The organism is Brevibacillus ruminantium, from assembly GCF_023746555.1.
GTDB lineage: Bacteria > Bacillota > Bacilli > Brevibacillales > Brevibacillaceae > Brevibacillus > Brevibacillus ruminantium.
The window spans coordinates 3,923,204-3,938,615 of record NZ_CP098755.1; the positions used below are offsets into that span (position 1 = coordinate 3,923,204).

15 protein-coding genes are annotated in these 15,412 nt (G+C 51.2%); 3 read left to right on the forward strand and 12 right to left on the reverse strand.

The annotated features are described in order from the left end of the window. The first annotated feature begins 41 nt into the window (after nt 1–41). Nucleotides 42–482 carry a spore coat protein GerQ gene (gene gerQ, locus NDK47_RS19470; protein ID WP_251871433.1) on the forward strand — a complete coding sequence of 147 codons (441 nt, stop codon included), beginning with the start codon at nt 42–44 and terminating at the stop codon, nt 480–482. A 76-nt stretch (nt 483–558) separates the two neighbouring features. On the opposite strand, the gene NDK47_RS19475 is transcribed toward gerQ, so the two are convergent. From NDK47_RS19475 to NDK47_RS19505, 7 genes are all read right to left on the reverse strand, one after another. Then, entirely contained in the window at nt 559–1,023 is a 465-nt protein-coding gene (locus NDK47_RS19475) for a PilZ domain-containing protein (protein WP_251871434.1), read from the reverse strand. 366 nt (nt 1,024–1,389) lie between these two features. After that, a complete protein-coding gene (locus tag NDK47_RS19480; protein ID WP_251871435.1) occupies nt 1,390–2,652 on the reverse strand; it encodes a GNAT family N-acetyltransferase in 1,263 nt (420 codons plus the stop codon). A 169-nt stretch (nt 2,653–2,821) separates the two neighbouring features. Continuing rightward, nucleotides 2,822–3,454, reverse strand: a complete 633-nt coding sequence (locus NDK47_RS19485) for an NUDIX hydrolase (protein ID WP_251871436.1) — start codon at nt 3,452–3,454, stop codon at nt 2,822–2,824. Between the two features lie 72 nt (nt 3,455–3,526). Then, nucleotides 3,527–4,483 carry a Gfo/Idh/MocA family protein gene (locus NDK47_RS19490; RefSeq protein WP_251871437.1) on the reverse strand — a complete coding sequence of 319 codons (957 nt, stop codon included), beginning with the start codon at nt 4,481–4,483 and terminating at the stop codon, nt 3,527–3,529. A gap of 132 nt (nt 4,484–4,615) precedes the next feature. Beyond that, entirely contained in the window at nt 4,616–5,884 is a 1,269-nt protein-coding gene (locus NDK47_RS19495) for a cation:dicarboxylate symporter family transporter (RefSeq protein WP_251871438.1), read from the reverse strand. Between the two features lie 544 nt (nt 5,885–6,428). Then, nucleotides 6,429–7,370, reverse strand: coding sequence for a carbamate kinase (gene arcC, locus NDK47_RS19500; protein WP_251871439.1), 942 nt, complete (start codon nt 7,368–7,370; stop codon nt 6,429–6,431). 181 nt (nt 7,371–7,551) lie between these two features. Continuing rightward, nucleotides 7,552–8,871: a serine hydrolase domain-containing protein gene (locus NDK47_RS19505; protein ID WP_251871440.1), complete on the reverse strand. Its 1,320-nt coding sequence runs from the start codon at nt 8,869–8,871 to the stop codon at nt 7,552–7,554. Nucleotides 8,872–9,027: 156 nt separating this feature from the next. Here NDK47_RS19505 and NDK47_RS19510 point away from each other — a divergent pair, with 156 nt between their 5' ends. After that, the gene (locus NDK47_RS19510) at nt 9,028–9,810 is read left to right on the forward strand and encodes a YheC/YheD family protein (RefSeq protein ID WP_251871441.1); all 783 of its coding nucleotides are present in this window, start codon (nt 9,028–9,030) and stop codon (nt 9,808–9,810) included. 58 nt (nt 9,811–9,868) lie between these two features. Here NDK47_RS19510 and mscL read toward each other — a convergent pair whose 3' ends face one another. Genes mscL through NDK47_RS19525 form a run of 3 tightly spaced genes read right to left on the reverse strand, consistent with a single transcriptional unit; the run spans nt 9,869 to nt 12,123 of the window. Next, nucleotides 9,869–10,333: a large conductance mechanosensitive channel protein MscL gene (gene mscL, locus NDK47_RS19515; protein WP_251871442.1), complete on the reverse strand. Its 465-nt coding sequence runs from the start codon at nt 10,331–10,333 to the stop codon at nt 9,869–9,871. Nucleotides 10,334–10,390: 57 nt separating this feature from the next. Further along, the gene (locus tag NDK47_RS19520) at nt 10,391–11,329 is read right to left on the reverse strand and encodes a nucleoside hydrolase (RefSeq protein ID WP_251871443.1); all 939 of its coding nucleotides are present in this window, start codon (nt 11,327–11,329) and stop codon (nt 10,391–10,393) included. After that, nucleotides 11,326–12,123 carry a nucleoside hydrolase gene (locus NDK47_RS19525; protein ID WP_251871444.1) on the reverse strand — a complete coding sequence of 266 codons (798 nt, stop codon included), beginning with the start codon at nt 12,121–12,123 and terminating at the stop codon, nt 11,326–11,328. Before NDK47_RS19525 ends, NDK47_RS19520 begins: the two co-directional genes overlap by 4 nt. Before the next feature lie 185 nt (nt 12,124–12,308). Between NDK47_RS19525 and NDK47_RS19530 the strand changes: the two genes are divergently transcribed. Then, the gene (locus NDK47_RS19530) at nt 12,309–12,671 is read left to right on the forward strand and encodes a hypothetical protein (protein WP_251871445.1); all 363 of its coding nucleotides are present in this window, start codon (nt 12,309–12,311) and stop codon (nt 12,669–12,671) included. Between the two features lie 32 nt (nt 12,672–12,703). Here the strand turns inward: NDK47_RS19530 and NDK47_RS19535 are convergent, their stop codons facing one another. Together NDK47_RS19535 and NDK47_RS19540 are read right to left on the reverse strand one after the other, a co-directional pair. Continuing rightward, complete coding sequence (locus tag NDK47_RS19535) at nt 12,704–13,810, reverse strand: aminopeptidase (RefSeq protein WP_251871446.1); 1,107 nt, start codon at nt 13,808–13,810, stop codon at nt 12,704–12,706. A 406-nt stretch (nt 13,811–14,216) separates the two neighbouring features. After that, on the reverse strand, nt 14,217–15,404 hold the full coding sequence (locus tag NDK47_RS19540; RefSeq protein WP_251871447.1) for an FAD-dependent monooxygenase: 1,188 nt from the start codon (nt 15,402–15,404) through the stop codon (nt 14,217–14,219). Between the last annotated feature and the right edge of the window lie 8 nt (nt 15,405–15,412).

The window sequence follows — 15,412 nt, forward strand, 5'->3', positions numbered from 1 at the left end:
GATGATGGTGCTTGCAAGACAAAAAAAGGAGAGAGTTCATCATGAGTCAGCAAAATCCTTATGTACAGTTTCCGTATACGGAGATGTACCCATCCTCAGCCTATCCCTTCCAATCAGCTCAATCCCCTCTGCAACCGGGAGTGCTTGGCCAGCAGCAAGCTGTACCCATGCAGCCAAGCGGCTCCATGATTCCGGGCGTCCCTCTGCCACCGGGTCAATTTGTGGAAGAGTCCTACATCGAAAACATCCTTCGTCTCAATCGCGGCAAAGTGGTCACGGTTTACCAGACATTTGAAAACAACACTCAATGGAATGCAAAAATCTTCCGCGGTGTGCTGGAGACAGCCGGACGGGATCACATCATTTTGAGCGACCCGCAAACCGGAAAACGCTATCTGCTGTTGATGGTCCATACCGACTACATTACAGCGGACGAAGAACTGAATTACATTCCCCCCACTCTGCCATCTGGCATCCGTTAATGAGCACCACCTGCACCCGGGATCACCTGAAAGCGAAAAGACCTCATCAGCCACGATGAGGTCTTTTCTATCAGCCTTACACCGGCTGTTGTTCCGTATTCTTCATGTTGGCAAAATAATCGAGACGCTCTCCCTCCAAAAACCGACCGCTTGGCAATCTGCCTCTTTGTCGGAAACGGATCGCGAGTGAATTGACCAAGCGATTGATCTCGGCGTGCGCAGATTCATCCATCGTAAATTTGACAGCGTATTCATAAATCTGGTCACTCCATACACTACTTCTCACGACGTGACCGTATGTTTTCAACTGCTGAGAAAATACCTCTGTCTCAAACTGAAGCACGAGCTGGTCATTTACAGGCAGCTTCAAATCAGAGAGAAAACGGAGACCGCCGCCCCCGATGTCCTCGATCAAAACTTCAGCACTCCCTATTTCCAAAGACTTGCCTTTGATCATGACGATTGTCATGCGCGAACAGAGAGGAGATTCCAGCTTTAACCGAAAATAATCCCGTTGTTGCCGCGTGATGACGCCGTTCACCGCTTTTCCCCCCATTCTTCCTGTAATCTGGATTCGTCACAGACGCTCCGGCAAAGCTGGGTACTGCCAATGGAAAAAACGCCGCTTGCACGGCGCTATTTATAAATTCCCGCTCGAAATAGCACTTCCCTATTATTTCTTTTCAGGATACTTCATTTCCTTCTTGGTAACGCGAGAATTTTCCCATAAATGATTCCGATCATACTTGATGGTATCGGAGCGAATAAACCGGAACAAAAGATCAATCACCAGCCAAACAAAAACCATGAAGATACAAAAGATGAGAACGGCTCCCCACACGGACACATCCCCTCCCCTTTATCACCAGCATATGGGGAGAAAGTGTGAAAAATGCTCTTGATTCTACTAAAAGGCAGCCGTACAGCGCGGTTTCTGCGCGATGTCAAACAGGCGATCAATCAGGTCCAGATGACCATCATGAGACAGATCAGCTAATCCATACGTATAGAGGCTGCGGAAGCGGACCGATCCCATAGCCAGAGATGAAAAGTCAGAAATATCCATGGTCACCGCGGCATCCGCTTCGACCGAAGAACCGGGATGCTCAATCAGCTCAGGTACCCCGTCACAAAAGCGAACAGTGTAGGCCCCCTCATTTTCCGGCAAAAAACTGTCGCGCACATGAAAAGTCAGCGTGCAGCTCCCTTGTCCGATTTTTTGTCCAGCCAACTGACGAAAATACGCCCCAACATCAATGATCCGATACATCAGCCCCACACCTGTGGCATGGCTTTCATGGTAGTAAAAGGGAATCAGACGGTCCGAATCGTTTCGCGGATCAGTAAGCAGAACATGAAAATCCTCCTCCTGCGTATAAAAGGCAATACGTCTCACCTGGTCTGCCTGACTGCGCAAAAAGGCAAGCAGGGCACTTAGCGCTTCCCGGGTTTCGTACACCAGATCCCGCACATGAATATCGTGGATGCTGGCATTGTCCTTGCTTACCTGCTGGAACTCAAGCATCAGGTATCCGCTCAACAACCCATCCCGACGAAAGCCGAAGAAATGAGAGTCAGGGCGATCCAGCATGAGCTGCAGCTCACGCTCCGTCTTTTCCGTCATCCCATGCGTGCGGGCTGCATAGCGATTGTAGCAGTCAAGAATCCCTTGCCGATCCTCGCTTGTCAATGCGACCACGTCACGCTTGTTGCCTCTAGGCAAACTCAAGGGATGAACCCGGTACTCGTTCATCTTGGTTCCTGCCCCAAAGCCCATCTGCCTGTAAAAATCGACGCGGAAAGGATAGAGCGAGACCAGAGAAACTCCCCTTTCCCGATACGCGTGCAAAAACCGGGTCATCATCGACTTGGCGACCTTTTCCTTTTTATGGAGAAGATCGACGGCGACCGTGCCAATACCGCCTGTCAGCAGGCGTTTCCCATGAACATTCGTCATAAAGTCACGCCACTTCATCACGCCGACCAGCTTTCCATCGCGAAAACATCCCTGAAAGGAACTGGTCGCATCATGTTCAATCGCCTCACGAATTCTCTGAAGCCATTTTTCTTTTGCTTCAGGCGCCTGTATTTCCAGTCGCGGATACGCCATTCCGACTATTCTGACAAAATCTTCTGCTTCTGATTTCTCTAATGCCCGAATCTCTTCCATCTTCTCGATCCCCTCTTCCTTGTCAGTCCTCTTTATAAAAAATATTTTATCGAATAGCATATTGAACTGACAAGGAAAAAGTGGAAAACCAGGAAAATACCGAATAAGAGAAGCCGGCGGCCACGCTTGCGTATCAAGCTGAAGGTAAATCTGATTTGGATCGATTCTGTCAGCGCGGCGAGGCTGCAAAACCCTCGATTGCTCGAAAGACAGCTTCATAATAATGGGGCTCATGCGGCACCAAATCGTCCCATGCTACCCTCTGGCAGCCCGCTGTCTCCCGGCCGTCCGCATCACGGACAAAGCCGTTCGCCTCCACTTCGGCTACCTCTCCTGCGGCCAAACGCTTCACGTCATTCAGCCCGATCCAGAGAAGGCCGATTACCTCGTCTTGCTGGAGCTTGTAGGCGGACAAGGGCTGAGCAGATTCGCAGGCGTACACATGACACCACTCTTTGTCATGAATGCCGGGCTCATGCAGGACATCGGGAATCACACCGATCGATTGCAACCTCTCGATTGGAACCGTCATGCCCAGCTCCTCTTCCAGCTCACGCACGCCTTCCTCCGGCTGCTCACCCGCCAGCAAATGTCCGGCTGACGTGATATCTAGCTTTTCTGGCCAGGTGTCTTTTTGTGCATGTCTTTTTTGAAAAAGCAGATAGATGGCATCCTGTTCCCGACGATAAATCCAGCAGTGAAAGGTCCGGTGCCAGAGCCCGAGCCGATGCACTTCACTTCGCGACTCAGTTCCGATCCAAACACCTTCTTCATCAAAAATATCGAGCAACTCATTTTTCATGAGCAGTATCCTCTCTGCATTCTTTTCGACGCCATGGATTCGAATGATGCTGTGCTGTTGGTGTACAGCCGATCAACTGTGAATGCCCAGCAACGTATCCAGCCCTTTTTGTACGGCAAGCCCGGTATCAAAGCCGACGAGTCTCGCTTCTTTCCCATCCAGCGCATTGGCCATCTCATCCAGCAGCAGAGAGAGCCGATCCTGTTCGGGCATGGTTACTTCTACTGGCAGCTCTCCTTTTCCCCCGGCAAGAAGCGTATTCCAATTTTGGACGGTGAGTGTGCCTTCTGTCCCGTAGATGGTGTAGGTCAAATGCTCCTTCTGTCCGATGCCGCCCAAACCGTTTATCGTCACAGGTGTCCCGTTTAGCAGACGGAGCAGCGCGGAGATTCCCACTTCACAGGCTTCCGGGTCCTCAGGGTAATCGACATCACTGCGAACCACCTCATAGCTGCCAAAAAGCGCCTGGGTCAGATGCAGAAAATGCGGCAGCACTTCCCGTACAAAGCCCCCCTGCTCCCGTCCGGACAACCATGCGGTCTGCTGCCAAGGGCGCGGCCATTGATGAAAATGAGTGACGATGTCGATTCGGCGGATATTTCCGATTTCTTCGATTCTTCTTTTTAGCTCAAGAAAGAGGGGACGGTAGTAGATCGGGAAGTTCATCGCGTGAATGACTCCTGCTTTTTCTGCCGCCGCAAGCATCTCGGCTCCTTCTTTTACTGATCCTGCCAACGGCTTTTCACAAAGCACATGCTTGCCCGCTGCCAGTGTGTCCAAGGCGACACCATGATGAAATTTTGGCGGAACAGCTATGTAAACCAAATCAAGCTCTTCTTTGTCCAACAGTTCCTGATGGTTTGTGTACCAGGCATTAATATCGTAATGTTCCGCTGTTGCCTTTGCTCGATCTGCAGAAATATCACAGACCGCTATCACCGAAAAACGCTCATGGGCCACCATTGCATTCAGCAAACGTTCTCCCATTACTCCCAATCCAATAATCCCGACAGCATAACGCTCTTTCATAGGATCTTCTCCTTTTTGAGGAACTTTTGGGCTCAGCTCGTTTCCTAGTCACGGACAGACATCCTCCCCGTCTCATCATACAACAAAAAAAAAGCCCTTCGCCAGTCATACTGATGAAGGGAGAGGCAGTTATCAGGCCACTTGTGCTGTCGTTTCCTGAATGTATTCTTTTGCTTTTTGCTGATCAAACTGTCCTTCCCAACGGGAGACGACTACAGCGGCGAGAGAGTTGCCGATGACATTGACCACGGTGCGGGCCATATCCAGCAAGCGGTCAATCCCCGCAATAAAGGCGAGACCTTCCAGTGGAATTCCTACCGAGCCGAGCGTGGCCAGCAGTACCACAAAGGAGACGCCAGGCACGCCGGCAATACCTTTGGAAGTTACCATCAAGACCAGCATCAGTGTGATTTGAGCGCTGATGGGCATGTGAATGCCGTACATTTGTGCAATAAATAAAGCAGCCAGAGCCTGATAAAGCGTGGAGCCATCCAGGTTAAACGAATAACCCGTCGGAATGACAAAGGAGGTAATCGCTTTTGGACAGCCCAAGCGCTCCATCTTTTCCATGATCTTTGGCAGGACGGTTTCGGAGCTGGCTGTGGAATAAGCGAGCAGCAGCTCGTCCTTCAAAATTCTGATCAGAGAAGTAATTCTGATCCCGCTCATCCGGGCGATAATGCCCAACACGACGAGAATAAAGAAAAGCATGGTCAGGTGGACCAGAATAACCAGCTTGCCAAGCGGTACCAGTGAAGAGAGACCAAACTTGGAAACGGTTACGCCAATCAGTGCAAAAACCCCAAACGGAGCAAACTTCATGATCGTATTGACGACCCAGAACATGGCGTCAGCTACACCTTGGAAGAAACGAAGAACAGGTTGTCCTCGATCACCGGCAGCTGCAACCCCAAGCCCAAACAGGACGGAGAAGAAAATGATGGCCAGCATGTCGCCTTTGACGATTGCCTCGAAAACGTTTTTCGGGACGATGTTCACGAACGTGTCCGCAAAGCCATGGCTTTGCGTGGATTCTGCTGTCTCCACGTATTGATGGATATCTGTTTTGGTCAAATGCGTCATGTCAACCCCAACACCGGGGTGGAACAGATTGGCCGCAACGAGACCGACGATAATGGCAATGGTCGTGACGATCTCGAAGTAGAGGATCGTCTTTCCGCCAATTTTGCCAAGTTTTTTGACGTCACCTACGCCAGCTACACCGACGATCAACGTTGAGATGACGATCGGAACGACGATCATTTTAATCAGGCGAATAAAGATATCACCTATAGGCTGCAGATAGGTGGCTACAGCGGGATTTCCGTAGAAAAGTGCACCAACCAAAATACCCAAAAACAGACCAATAACAATTTGAATAGCTAATCCAAATCGTTTCATCCTGACACCTCGCTGTCTATTCTAAAGATGTTGATTAAAACAAAAAGTGCAGTGCATATGTCGATTTTTGTCGACGAGACAAATATATAGTATCAGACATATTTTTTTCACTCAATGTAAACAGTTTCCTACTTGATTAAAATGATATATGGTATCATAGCATATAATGTTTAAAACTATTAATTTTTTTATAATTCTTTTTTTGATTGCTATTTTTTGGTTATTTCTTTTTTCTCCTACCGTATATCGAGGCCGTGGTGAGAAGAATCATGTTTCCCTGCTAAGCTCCGTACTCCGCCCTGCATGGAAGATTCACTGTCCGCTCCACAGCGGGTGGCAGGGGGCCGCAAAAGCCGTGTCGCTCCGAAGCGAATCAGGGTTGCGTCCCTTTTTCCTTCCACCCGCTGCTCCGCTGAGCTGGGCTTCACAGTCGCACGCAGGGAAACATGATTTTTCTCACTACAGCTGCGTTGCTACGCCTATGTGTAAAAAAAGAAAAGAAAGACAGGATTCCCCCGCCTTTCTCCCTTGCTGTTTAAAACTCCTATTGTGTAATTCGGGTACCGCTCTTTCCTTCGAGCGCCAGATCTGCCTTGTTCAGTGCGCAGATGATGGCAGTGCCACCTTGCTTGGCAAATTTGTATGCCGCCTCGATCTTCGGCCCCATGCTTCCAGCGCTGAACTGCCCTTCCGCGATATAGCCTTCCAGTTCTTCCAACGTGACGTTTGTCAGCGCTTTTTGATTTTCTTTGCCGTAGTTGATGTATACATGCTCAACATCTGTCAGAATAACAAAAATGTCCGCCTGAATTTGCTCTGCCAGTTTGCAACCGCTGCGATCCTTGTCGACGACGGCTTCTACGCCTTGATAGCTGCCATCCGCTTTTTTCACGACCGGGATGCCGCCGCCGCCGCAGGATATCACAATATGACCGCCGTTGATCAGATCGACGATGGATGCGGATTCCACGATGCTTAGCGGCGTTGGCGATGGCACAACACGGCGCCAGCCACGTCCGGCATCCTCTGCCACGGTCCAGCCTTTCTCTGCACTTAGTTTTTTCGCCTCTTCTTCACTGTAGAAGACGCCGATTGGTTTGTCCGGATTGGCAAAGGCAGGGTCGTCTGCCGACACTTCTGTTCGGGTGACCACGCTCACCACATGTTTGGGGCTGCCGATACGGTTCAGTTCATTATGCAGAGCTTGCTGCATCATGTAGGCGATAAAGCCTTGGCTTTCTGCACTGCACACGTCCAGCGGCATGGCGGGCACAACGTGGCTCGCTTCTTCATTTTGGCGCAAAATCGTTCCTACCTGGGGTCCGTTTCCATGAGTTACCACGATGTTGTATCCGTTATGTACCAACTTGGCGAGAAACTGACAGCTTGTTTTTACATTCTCATACTGATTTTGAAAATTTGCTTCCTGCTTTGGTTGCAAAATCGCATTTCCCCCAAGTGCAACCAACACGGTTTGTTTACTCATTTTCTCTCTCCAATCTAGTGCACAGTACCGAGGAACGGCACCCTGCCCGCAAGTAAAACGGCCATACCCATTGAGAAGGATATTACTTGAGCTTCCCGATACCAGTCAACTGGTTTCTTCCAAATTGATTTTTTCCATCCATCTTGTTTTCGACGACCTGTACATGATTTTTTCTGTCCCCTCATCTTCCACGCGTTTTTGCGACAGGCGTGATCAAAGAAAACAGACGATTATGATGGGATCGCCGCCAAGTACCCATCATCCGGCTCACCGTTGGATGAACGCGATTGGTTAACGTGATCAGCGTAGCCCTTCTGAACGGGTCCCGCCAAATGGACGTACCGGTAAAGCCCGTATGGCCAAAGGCATGCTCCGAGAGACAATCTCCTCCCGTGCAGCCGACGCTCAACTGCTCCAGATTGCCGCCTGTCGCCGCTGCTTCCCAGCCAAGTGCCCGCATCGGCGCAAGTCCACCTGTCTGGCAGCGGCAAGCCAACCTCTGCAGCAGCGGATCAATCCGGACAGGCGCTTCTGCGGAGGTCCAGATACGCATGTATCGCTCGGTATCTGGACAGGTAGAAAACAGGCCGGCATGACCGCTGATCCCAGCCAGCCCGTGATAGGCGTTGCAGTCATGTACGATGCCATGAATGATCCCGGTCCTCCAGTGAAAGGAAGCGATCCGCTCCGACAGTGCCTGTGCAGTGGGCAAGCCCAGTGCTTCCTCGGAAACAACCTGCTGCATCGCCAGATTCAGCTCAAAGCCGTCGCCCTTTTCCATGGGGGCAATTCGCTTCTTCTCCAGCTCCGGATGCACCAGGGGCAGATAACAGGTGCTGCTCATTCCGCTCGGCTGAAAAATAAGTCTTCGGGCCAGCTCGTCCAAAGGTTCATCCCAAACCCGTTCCAGGATAAAGCCCAGGAGTATGAAGCCCAGGTCACTGTACACGACCTGCTTGCCGGGTATGCCGATCATCGCTTCCTGGGCGATCCGTCGAATATACGCCTCGCACCCGCTGTCATGGAGAAAATATGGGCGCCAGGCAGGAAGTCCGGCGGTATGGGTAAGCAGGTGAAGCAGTGTAATCTTTCGTTTCACGGCTAAGTCCGTACCCGTTTCCAGCTCCGGCAGATGTTGAGAAATTGAATCTGTCAAGGATAGCCTTCCCTCTTGCACACTGAGCAGCAAAAGCGGAAGCGTCACCATGACTTTGGTCAAGGAGGCCATATCATAAATGGTTGTCTCATCAACTCTCTCCTGAAGCTCCAGGGCAAGTCCCGTGTCTTCGGCTGCTGACAGAGTCCCCGCCGCAACCGTGACGGCCGACTTACCATCCTGAATCAGCATGGAAATCCCGCCCGGAAAAACCCCCTGGCTGATCCCTGCTTCCAGGCTTTCCTTTAGGCTTTTTTTCAGTATTGTAGCAAGCTCTACCTGACTCACCGCCGTCCCTCCGTTGCTTGCCGCGATGGCGCGGTACAAGAATATCGCGTATAGCATCTCCAAACATCATACCGGACAAAATGGTCACCGTCATCGCAATTTAAGGAGAGTGATTGCCAAGCCCCGGAAAGCTGAGCGTTAAAATAAGTGTGGAGTTTTCTCGGCTGCTGTATATTCTATCAGGAGAACTAAGCATGAATGGAGGGCTTCTGCTTGATACCTTCTTCAAAATGGAGTCTGCACCGCTTTTTCGCCAAACATCCCGTCATCAAAGGTTATATGCCTCCTACCGCCCTTTATCGGCCAACTCTTCTGGGAACTTATCTGCACCGATACCATACCGTCTTTATCAAACCCAGTCGGGAGCATATGGGCCGGGGCATTATCAAGGTATGGAAAACTCATCGCGGCTACTCTTTTGTCAAACAACGCGGCCAAACCGTTTCCGTCCCTACACTGTCACGGTTGAGACAGAAGCTACAACAAAAAATCGGGGAAAAGCAGCACATTATTCAAAAGGGAATTCCCCTTTCGAAGGTAAAAGGCAGGCCCTTTGACATCCGCGTGATGATGATGCGTAATGGTTCAGGCAAGTGGCAATACGCTGGCATGCTGGCTAAGGTGGCGGCAAAAAATAGCGTAGTCACCAATGTGGCCGGGGGCGGAAAAGTGATTACCGTTCAGAGAGCGATTGCTCAATCCCGCAGTGTCAAGCCGGAGCGGAGAGCGAAGCTCATGCGTGAGTTGATTAAAATGAGTTATCTCATCTGCGACCACTTTAACAAATACAAGCATTCTTCCCTGATCGGGATTGACTGGGCCATCGACAAAACCGGCAAGCTTGTCCTGATCGAAGTCAATTTTGACTTTCCTGGCTATGGTCCTTTTGCCGATCTTCCCACGAAAATCTACTATCACCGGATTAAACGCCTTCGTTCGGAATATCTGGCTTGGCGAAAGCAGCGGAAAAGAAAAAAACCGGCCCTCTCTTCGTAAAGAGAAGTGCCGATTTCTTTTTCATGTCTGCTATATGCGTATCGCGCCACGAGCGAATTTACGCTTTTGCCCCGACAGCTTCTCCCTCGATAAGCGGCGAAGTGCACTGTGGACAGCGTGTCGCTTTGAGCGGAATGGCCGAGATGCAGTACGGACATTCCTTTGTCGTAGCTGGCGCCTTTTCCGGCTCATTCTTTTTCCGAAAACGATTCACCTGTTTGACGGCAATAAAGATTGCGAAAGCAATAATTAAAAAGTCGATTACGGTATTGATAAACAATCCGTAATTGATCGTGGCAGCCCCATCCTCCTTGGCTGCGGCCAACGTCGGGTAGACCTTGTCGCCCAGATTGATATACAGATTGGTAAAATCGATTTTGCCAAGCAGCAGGCCGACGGTCGGCATGATGATGTCATTGACCAGAGACGTTACGATTTTGCCGAAAGCGCCGCCGATGACAACCCCGACAGCCAGATCAATGACATTCCCCTTTAATGCAAACTCTTTAAATTCTTTGAGCATCCTCTCACCTCTTTTATTGACTGTCTCTCTATTTATATCCATGCACAAAACCCTTTTCTATTTTTGTCTGGAAAACACATGCTGAAGAAAATGCGTGACAAAGCGCTCCTGGTCGACCTCAAGGCAGACCTCCACATTGGGAGCTGCGGCAGGCTGCTTCCGTCGATCGCCAATCGTCCGAGCATCGGACGGACCACCAGAGGTATCCACCGCGACATGCATTGGCGTGGCCTTCACGAAGGTCGGATCGATGACAACTCCAACAGCCAGCGGATCATGCAGGGCACAGCCCTTGACGTTGCCTACCTGGGCGTAGGCGTTCATGTAAAACTCGCACATATCTGCAAACGAACGGCTGACATGGGTACCCAGCTCTCTCCAGGCCTGGAGATGTTCCCGGGTCAACAATGTCTGCATCGTAACATCCAGCCCTACCAGCGTGACAGGGATTCCGGATTGAAAGACCAGAGAGGCAGCCTCGGGGGCGGCACAGATATTAGCTTCAGCTACGGGGGTCCGATTTCCCGGCACTGTCACCGCTCCCCCCATAACGACCACGCGCTCTACAAGGTCAACAAGCTTTGGCTCAGCCATGATCGCAGCAGCCAGATTGGTCAGGCTGCCCACGGTGATGATCGTCACCTCACCTGGATGCTGTTTAGCCTGAGCGATCATGAAAGAAGATGCGCGCACGTCTTTCGCCGCCGTTTGCGGTCTGTCCAGCTCAATATTGCCCAAACCGTTTTCGCCGTGGAACAGCTTGGCTTTTTCCTTCAACTCGCGAAAAAGCGGCCTGCTTGCCCCGGGATATACCGGAATCTGACTGGCACCCAGAAGCTCCAGGATTTGCAGGGTATTGCGGGTCGCCTCCTCGACAGCGATATTGCCAAAGGTTGTCGTTACTCCCAATACCTCCAGGGCCGGGGAATGGACGGCATAGGAGAGAGCCAAGGCATCATCAATGCCGGTGTCGACGTCTATGATCACTTTTTTCATTGTACTCCTCCCGCTTCCAAAACTTCTCGGATATGCTGGACAACGCGCTGTCCATCTACATCGACGCACACTTCAACATCGGAGCCGATGCGCGGGATCGCCCGCAGATCAGCCAGCACTGCTCCCCGTGAAAGCACGCTCTGGCAATCGACCGTAAGCTTCATCTTTGTCTTTTGGAGTGTCTCCGGTTCGATCACGGCCAGCACCGCCGTACATGCGTCCAGCCCTTCTACGTAGTCCTGTCCCATGGGAAGCGCGACCTTTTGTGTCACATCCAAAGGAACTAAGGTCAGCGGCAATTCCGAAGCCAATACGAACGCGGCGGCTTCCGGGTCGCTGTAGATATTTGCTTCTGCCACGGCTGTGACATCTCCCGGAACACGGATCGCTCCCCCCATCACAATCACACCCGCCAATTTATGCGGCAAATCAGGGTCGATGGCCAGTGCTTTAACGAGGTCCGTCAGCGGGCCGAGCACTACCAGATGCAGCTTGCCCGTATGCTGATTTGCTTGGGAAACGATCAATTCGGATGCAGTTATGCCGGCTTTTGGGTCGGTGAGTTCCAATCTTTGTGCAGACAACAATGCTTTTTTCTCTCCTGTCGCTATCGGCAATGCCGCTACACCGTATGTCTCCAGAAGCTGGGCAGCCTGCTGCGCTGCCTGGTGATCATCACCGCGAACAGTGATTCCGCTCAGTTCGGCCGAGGACGACTGCAGGACGAGCCGCAATGCCAGCAGTTGGTCCCCTCCCACACCGCTCACCAGTATTTTTGTTTTCGTATGTGTCATCCTGTCACCTCAATTTCTATTCGCACTTATCCTAATCGAATCGGGAATAGCAGTCAAATACAAACCTGCCCGGAGAGCTTGAAAGTTTCCAGGGATTCTCTTACACTATTTAGGACGATACCATCTGGCAGAGATTGGAGCGGATTTCGGGCTCCATCTTCACAACAAAGGAGCTCGTGCGACGCATGTATCTCGATGTTTTCACCACACAGCAGGATTTGCTCGTCGACCTACAGAAACAGGTGGTTGACACCCTGATCCGCCATCGCAAGAAGCCGTATTTGCCGGTTTGGGGAGAGCTTTTTTATACGCTCAGAGAGATTAGCAAAATCGGGACACGGACGGATCAGGATGTCCTTGTCTATTCCCTTCATCCGTCGGGTTCACTCCATTTCAAGCACCAAACGGGTTTATTCCTGGTCACCATACCCGATCCGGGCTTGACCATTTCTTTATCGCTCGAACAATTGATTGACGCATTGATTGCCGGCCGTTTTTTCCCCGGGACTCTTTCACAGAAAAGAACCTCCCCTCTTTCGGAATCGTAACATCCGAAAGGGCGGGAGGTTTTTTGTATCGGTTACCATTTTATGGGATTTAATTCTTGGAGTGCTTCTGGTACAAACAAGCCGTCCTTCCTGATCAACACATCGTCAAACCAAATCTCTCCCCCGCCATAATCGGCCCGCTGGATGGAAATCAGGTCCCAATGGATCAGACTGCGGTTGCCGTTGTCTGCGTGTTCATAGGCACGGCCGGGAGTCAGATGAAAACTGCCGGCGATTTTTTCATCGAAGAGGATATCATTCATCGGATGGAGGATGTACGGATTGACGCCAATCGCAAACTCTCCGATATAACGGGCTCCTTCGTCCGTGTCCAGGATTTCGTTCAGCTTGAATGTATCGTTGGCTGCTGTTTCTACGATCTTGCCCTCTTGAATGGTAAAGCTGATTCTCTCAAAGGAAGTGCCTTTGTACTGGCTGGGTACATTATAGGAGATCCTCCCGTTGATCGAGTGTCGAACCGGTGCCGTATACACCTCTCCATCCGGGATGTTGCGCTTGCCGGCGGCAATCTGTGTCTCGACTCCCCGAATGGAGAAGACGAGATCCGTACCCGGACCGATGATGTGCACCTTGTCTGTCCGATCCATCCACTCGTATAACGGCTGACACGCTTCCTCCAGCTTGCGGTAGTCAAGCGAGCATACCTGGTAGTAAAAGTCTTCAAAGGCTTCTGTCGACATATTTGCCTTTTGCGCAAAGGATGCGGTCGGGTAATGGATGCGTATTCCTTTGGTCTTGTTGTCGATATAATGCGCGATCTGTTCAAATGCCTGCCCATACAGGCGCTGCTTTTCCACGGGAACATCGCTGAGCTCCGCGTCATTGGTCATGCCGTGTATGCCGATATAGGCGTGCATGCCATACCACATCTCTTGCTCAAAGCGGAAATGCTGGACAATCTGCTCTTCTGTCAGTCCCCTCAGCCATTCCCGTTGCAGCCTGGGCTGAAAAATTTTGACGTACGGATGTGCTCCGCGCTCGTATAATTTCCTGACCAGCTCGATTGCCAGCGGTTCGCCTTCTCCATGCAAGGCAATGCAAACATTTTCCCCGGCCTGTACATCCAGACTGTACGAAATCAGGTTTTCAGCCATCTTTGTGATTCGCGGATCTTTCATTGTGCTTCCTCCCATGCATGTGATTTCTTTTTAAGCATAAGGAGGTTATGTCAGAGGAAGATCAGAGCATAAAAAAAAGCCCGGCACCAGCCAGGCATTGTTGTTCTTTTCCCGAAACGATAGGCAATAGTACCTACCATCTCCAGCTAGAAAAAAGTAGAGCGGCTCTCCTGCACAGTTTCGAGCCGCTGCTGCAAGTTACGAACTCCCCAAGTTCGCTTACTACAGATTGTACTATGTAATTTCAATATCGAAAAGTGTCGTCTTTTGTTTTGGCAATAAAAAATGGGATTCGGGCTCAGAATTAGGAAAAAATAAGCAGGAAGAAAGGAGCGATTTTCCTAGATTTCCGTAGGGAAAAAGCTCCTTTTCCCGTTTTTTTGAGAAGTACTCTTTTCCTGATTTTTTAGTGATAACGTCGGCTGTACAGCCAGTCTACATAACTGAGATCACGCGGATTGAGCTGCTCCATGATCGTATTGCGAAGCAGTATCGTAATCGGGTCTTCGGCATGGATGATCTCTCCCCAGACGCGAGCATTGCGCTGTACCTTGGTCGCGCGCGGGATTCTATCCTTCTGATAGGCAGTGAAGGCAGTCTCCACATCCTCGCCATGCGCCTCCAGCATTTCCCCCAGGCAGGCGGCATCCTCCAGCGCCTGGCAACCGCCTTGGGCCAGGTACTGCAGCATTGGATGGGCCGCATCACCCAGCAGCGCCACACGTCCGGACGTCCAGTTGGCTATCGGCTCTCGGTCGTACATCGGCCAGCGGCGCTGACGTTGGATATACGTCACAGCATGACGAACCGGCGCACAGCAGCTGCCGAAATGCTCGTCAAGCTCCTCCGGCGTCCCCCAGTCGTCAGAGTCTTCCTTGTAGCGGAAGCTTTTAAACACCACAACCTGGTTGTACAGCTCTTTGCGACGCACCGGATACTGGACCAGATGCAGATTGGGTCCTATCCACATAATCACATCATCATCGTCCAGCTTCGCATGCGGCGTCACCTCTGCCATCGGGATCGTGCCCCGATACGCCACGTATTGTGAGCAGACCGGTGTGTCATCACTGAACAGTTTTCTCGTCTTTGACCACAGGCCATCCGCTCCGATGACGGCATCCGCCAGATACTCGTCACCACTCTGGCAGACCACCCGTGCATGCTTCTCCAGCGGCCAAACAGACTCGACGACCTGATCATTCAGCAGAGTAATATTTTCATGAGCCATGCAAGCCTCCAGCAGCACTCTGTGCAAATCAGACCGATGCAGCACAATATAGGGATAGCCGTAATACTTTTGAAAAGCTTCCCCCAGATCAAGCGCACACAGCTCTTTTCCGCTGAGCGCATCCATCAGCACCAGACGCTTGGGAAACACGGCAAATTCGCGAATCGTATCCAACACACCGAGCTGGTCGAGAACAGCCGTCGCATTGGGGGCAAGCTGAATACCGGCACCGATCTCGCCAAATTCCCTGGCCTGCTCCAGTACATGCACAGTGCGTCCCGTTTTCGCCACTCTCAGCGCAGTCGCCAGCCCGCCGATGCCGCCGCCGACGATCAAAAAGGGAACCTTCATACCATTTGTCATAACCTTTT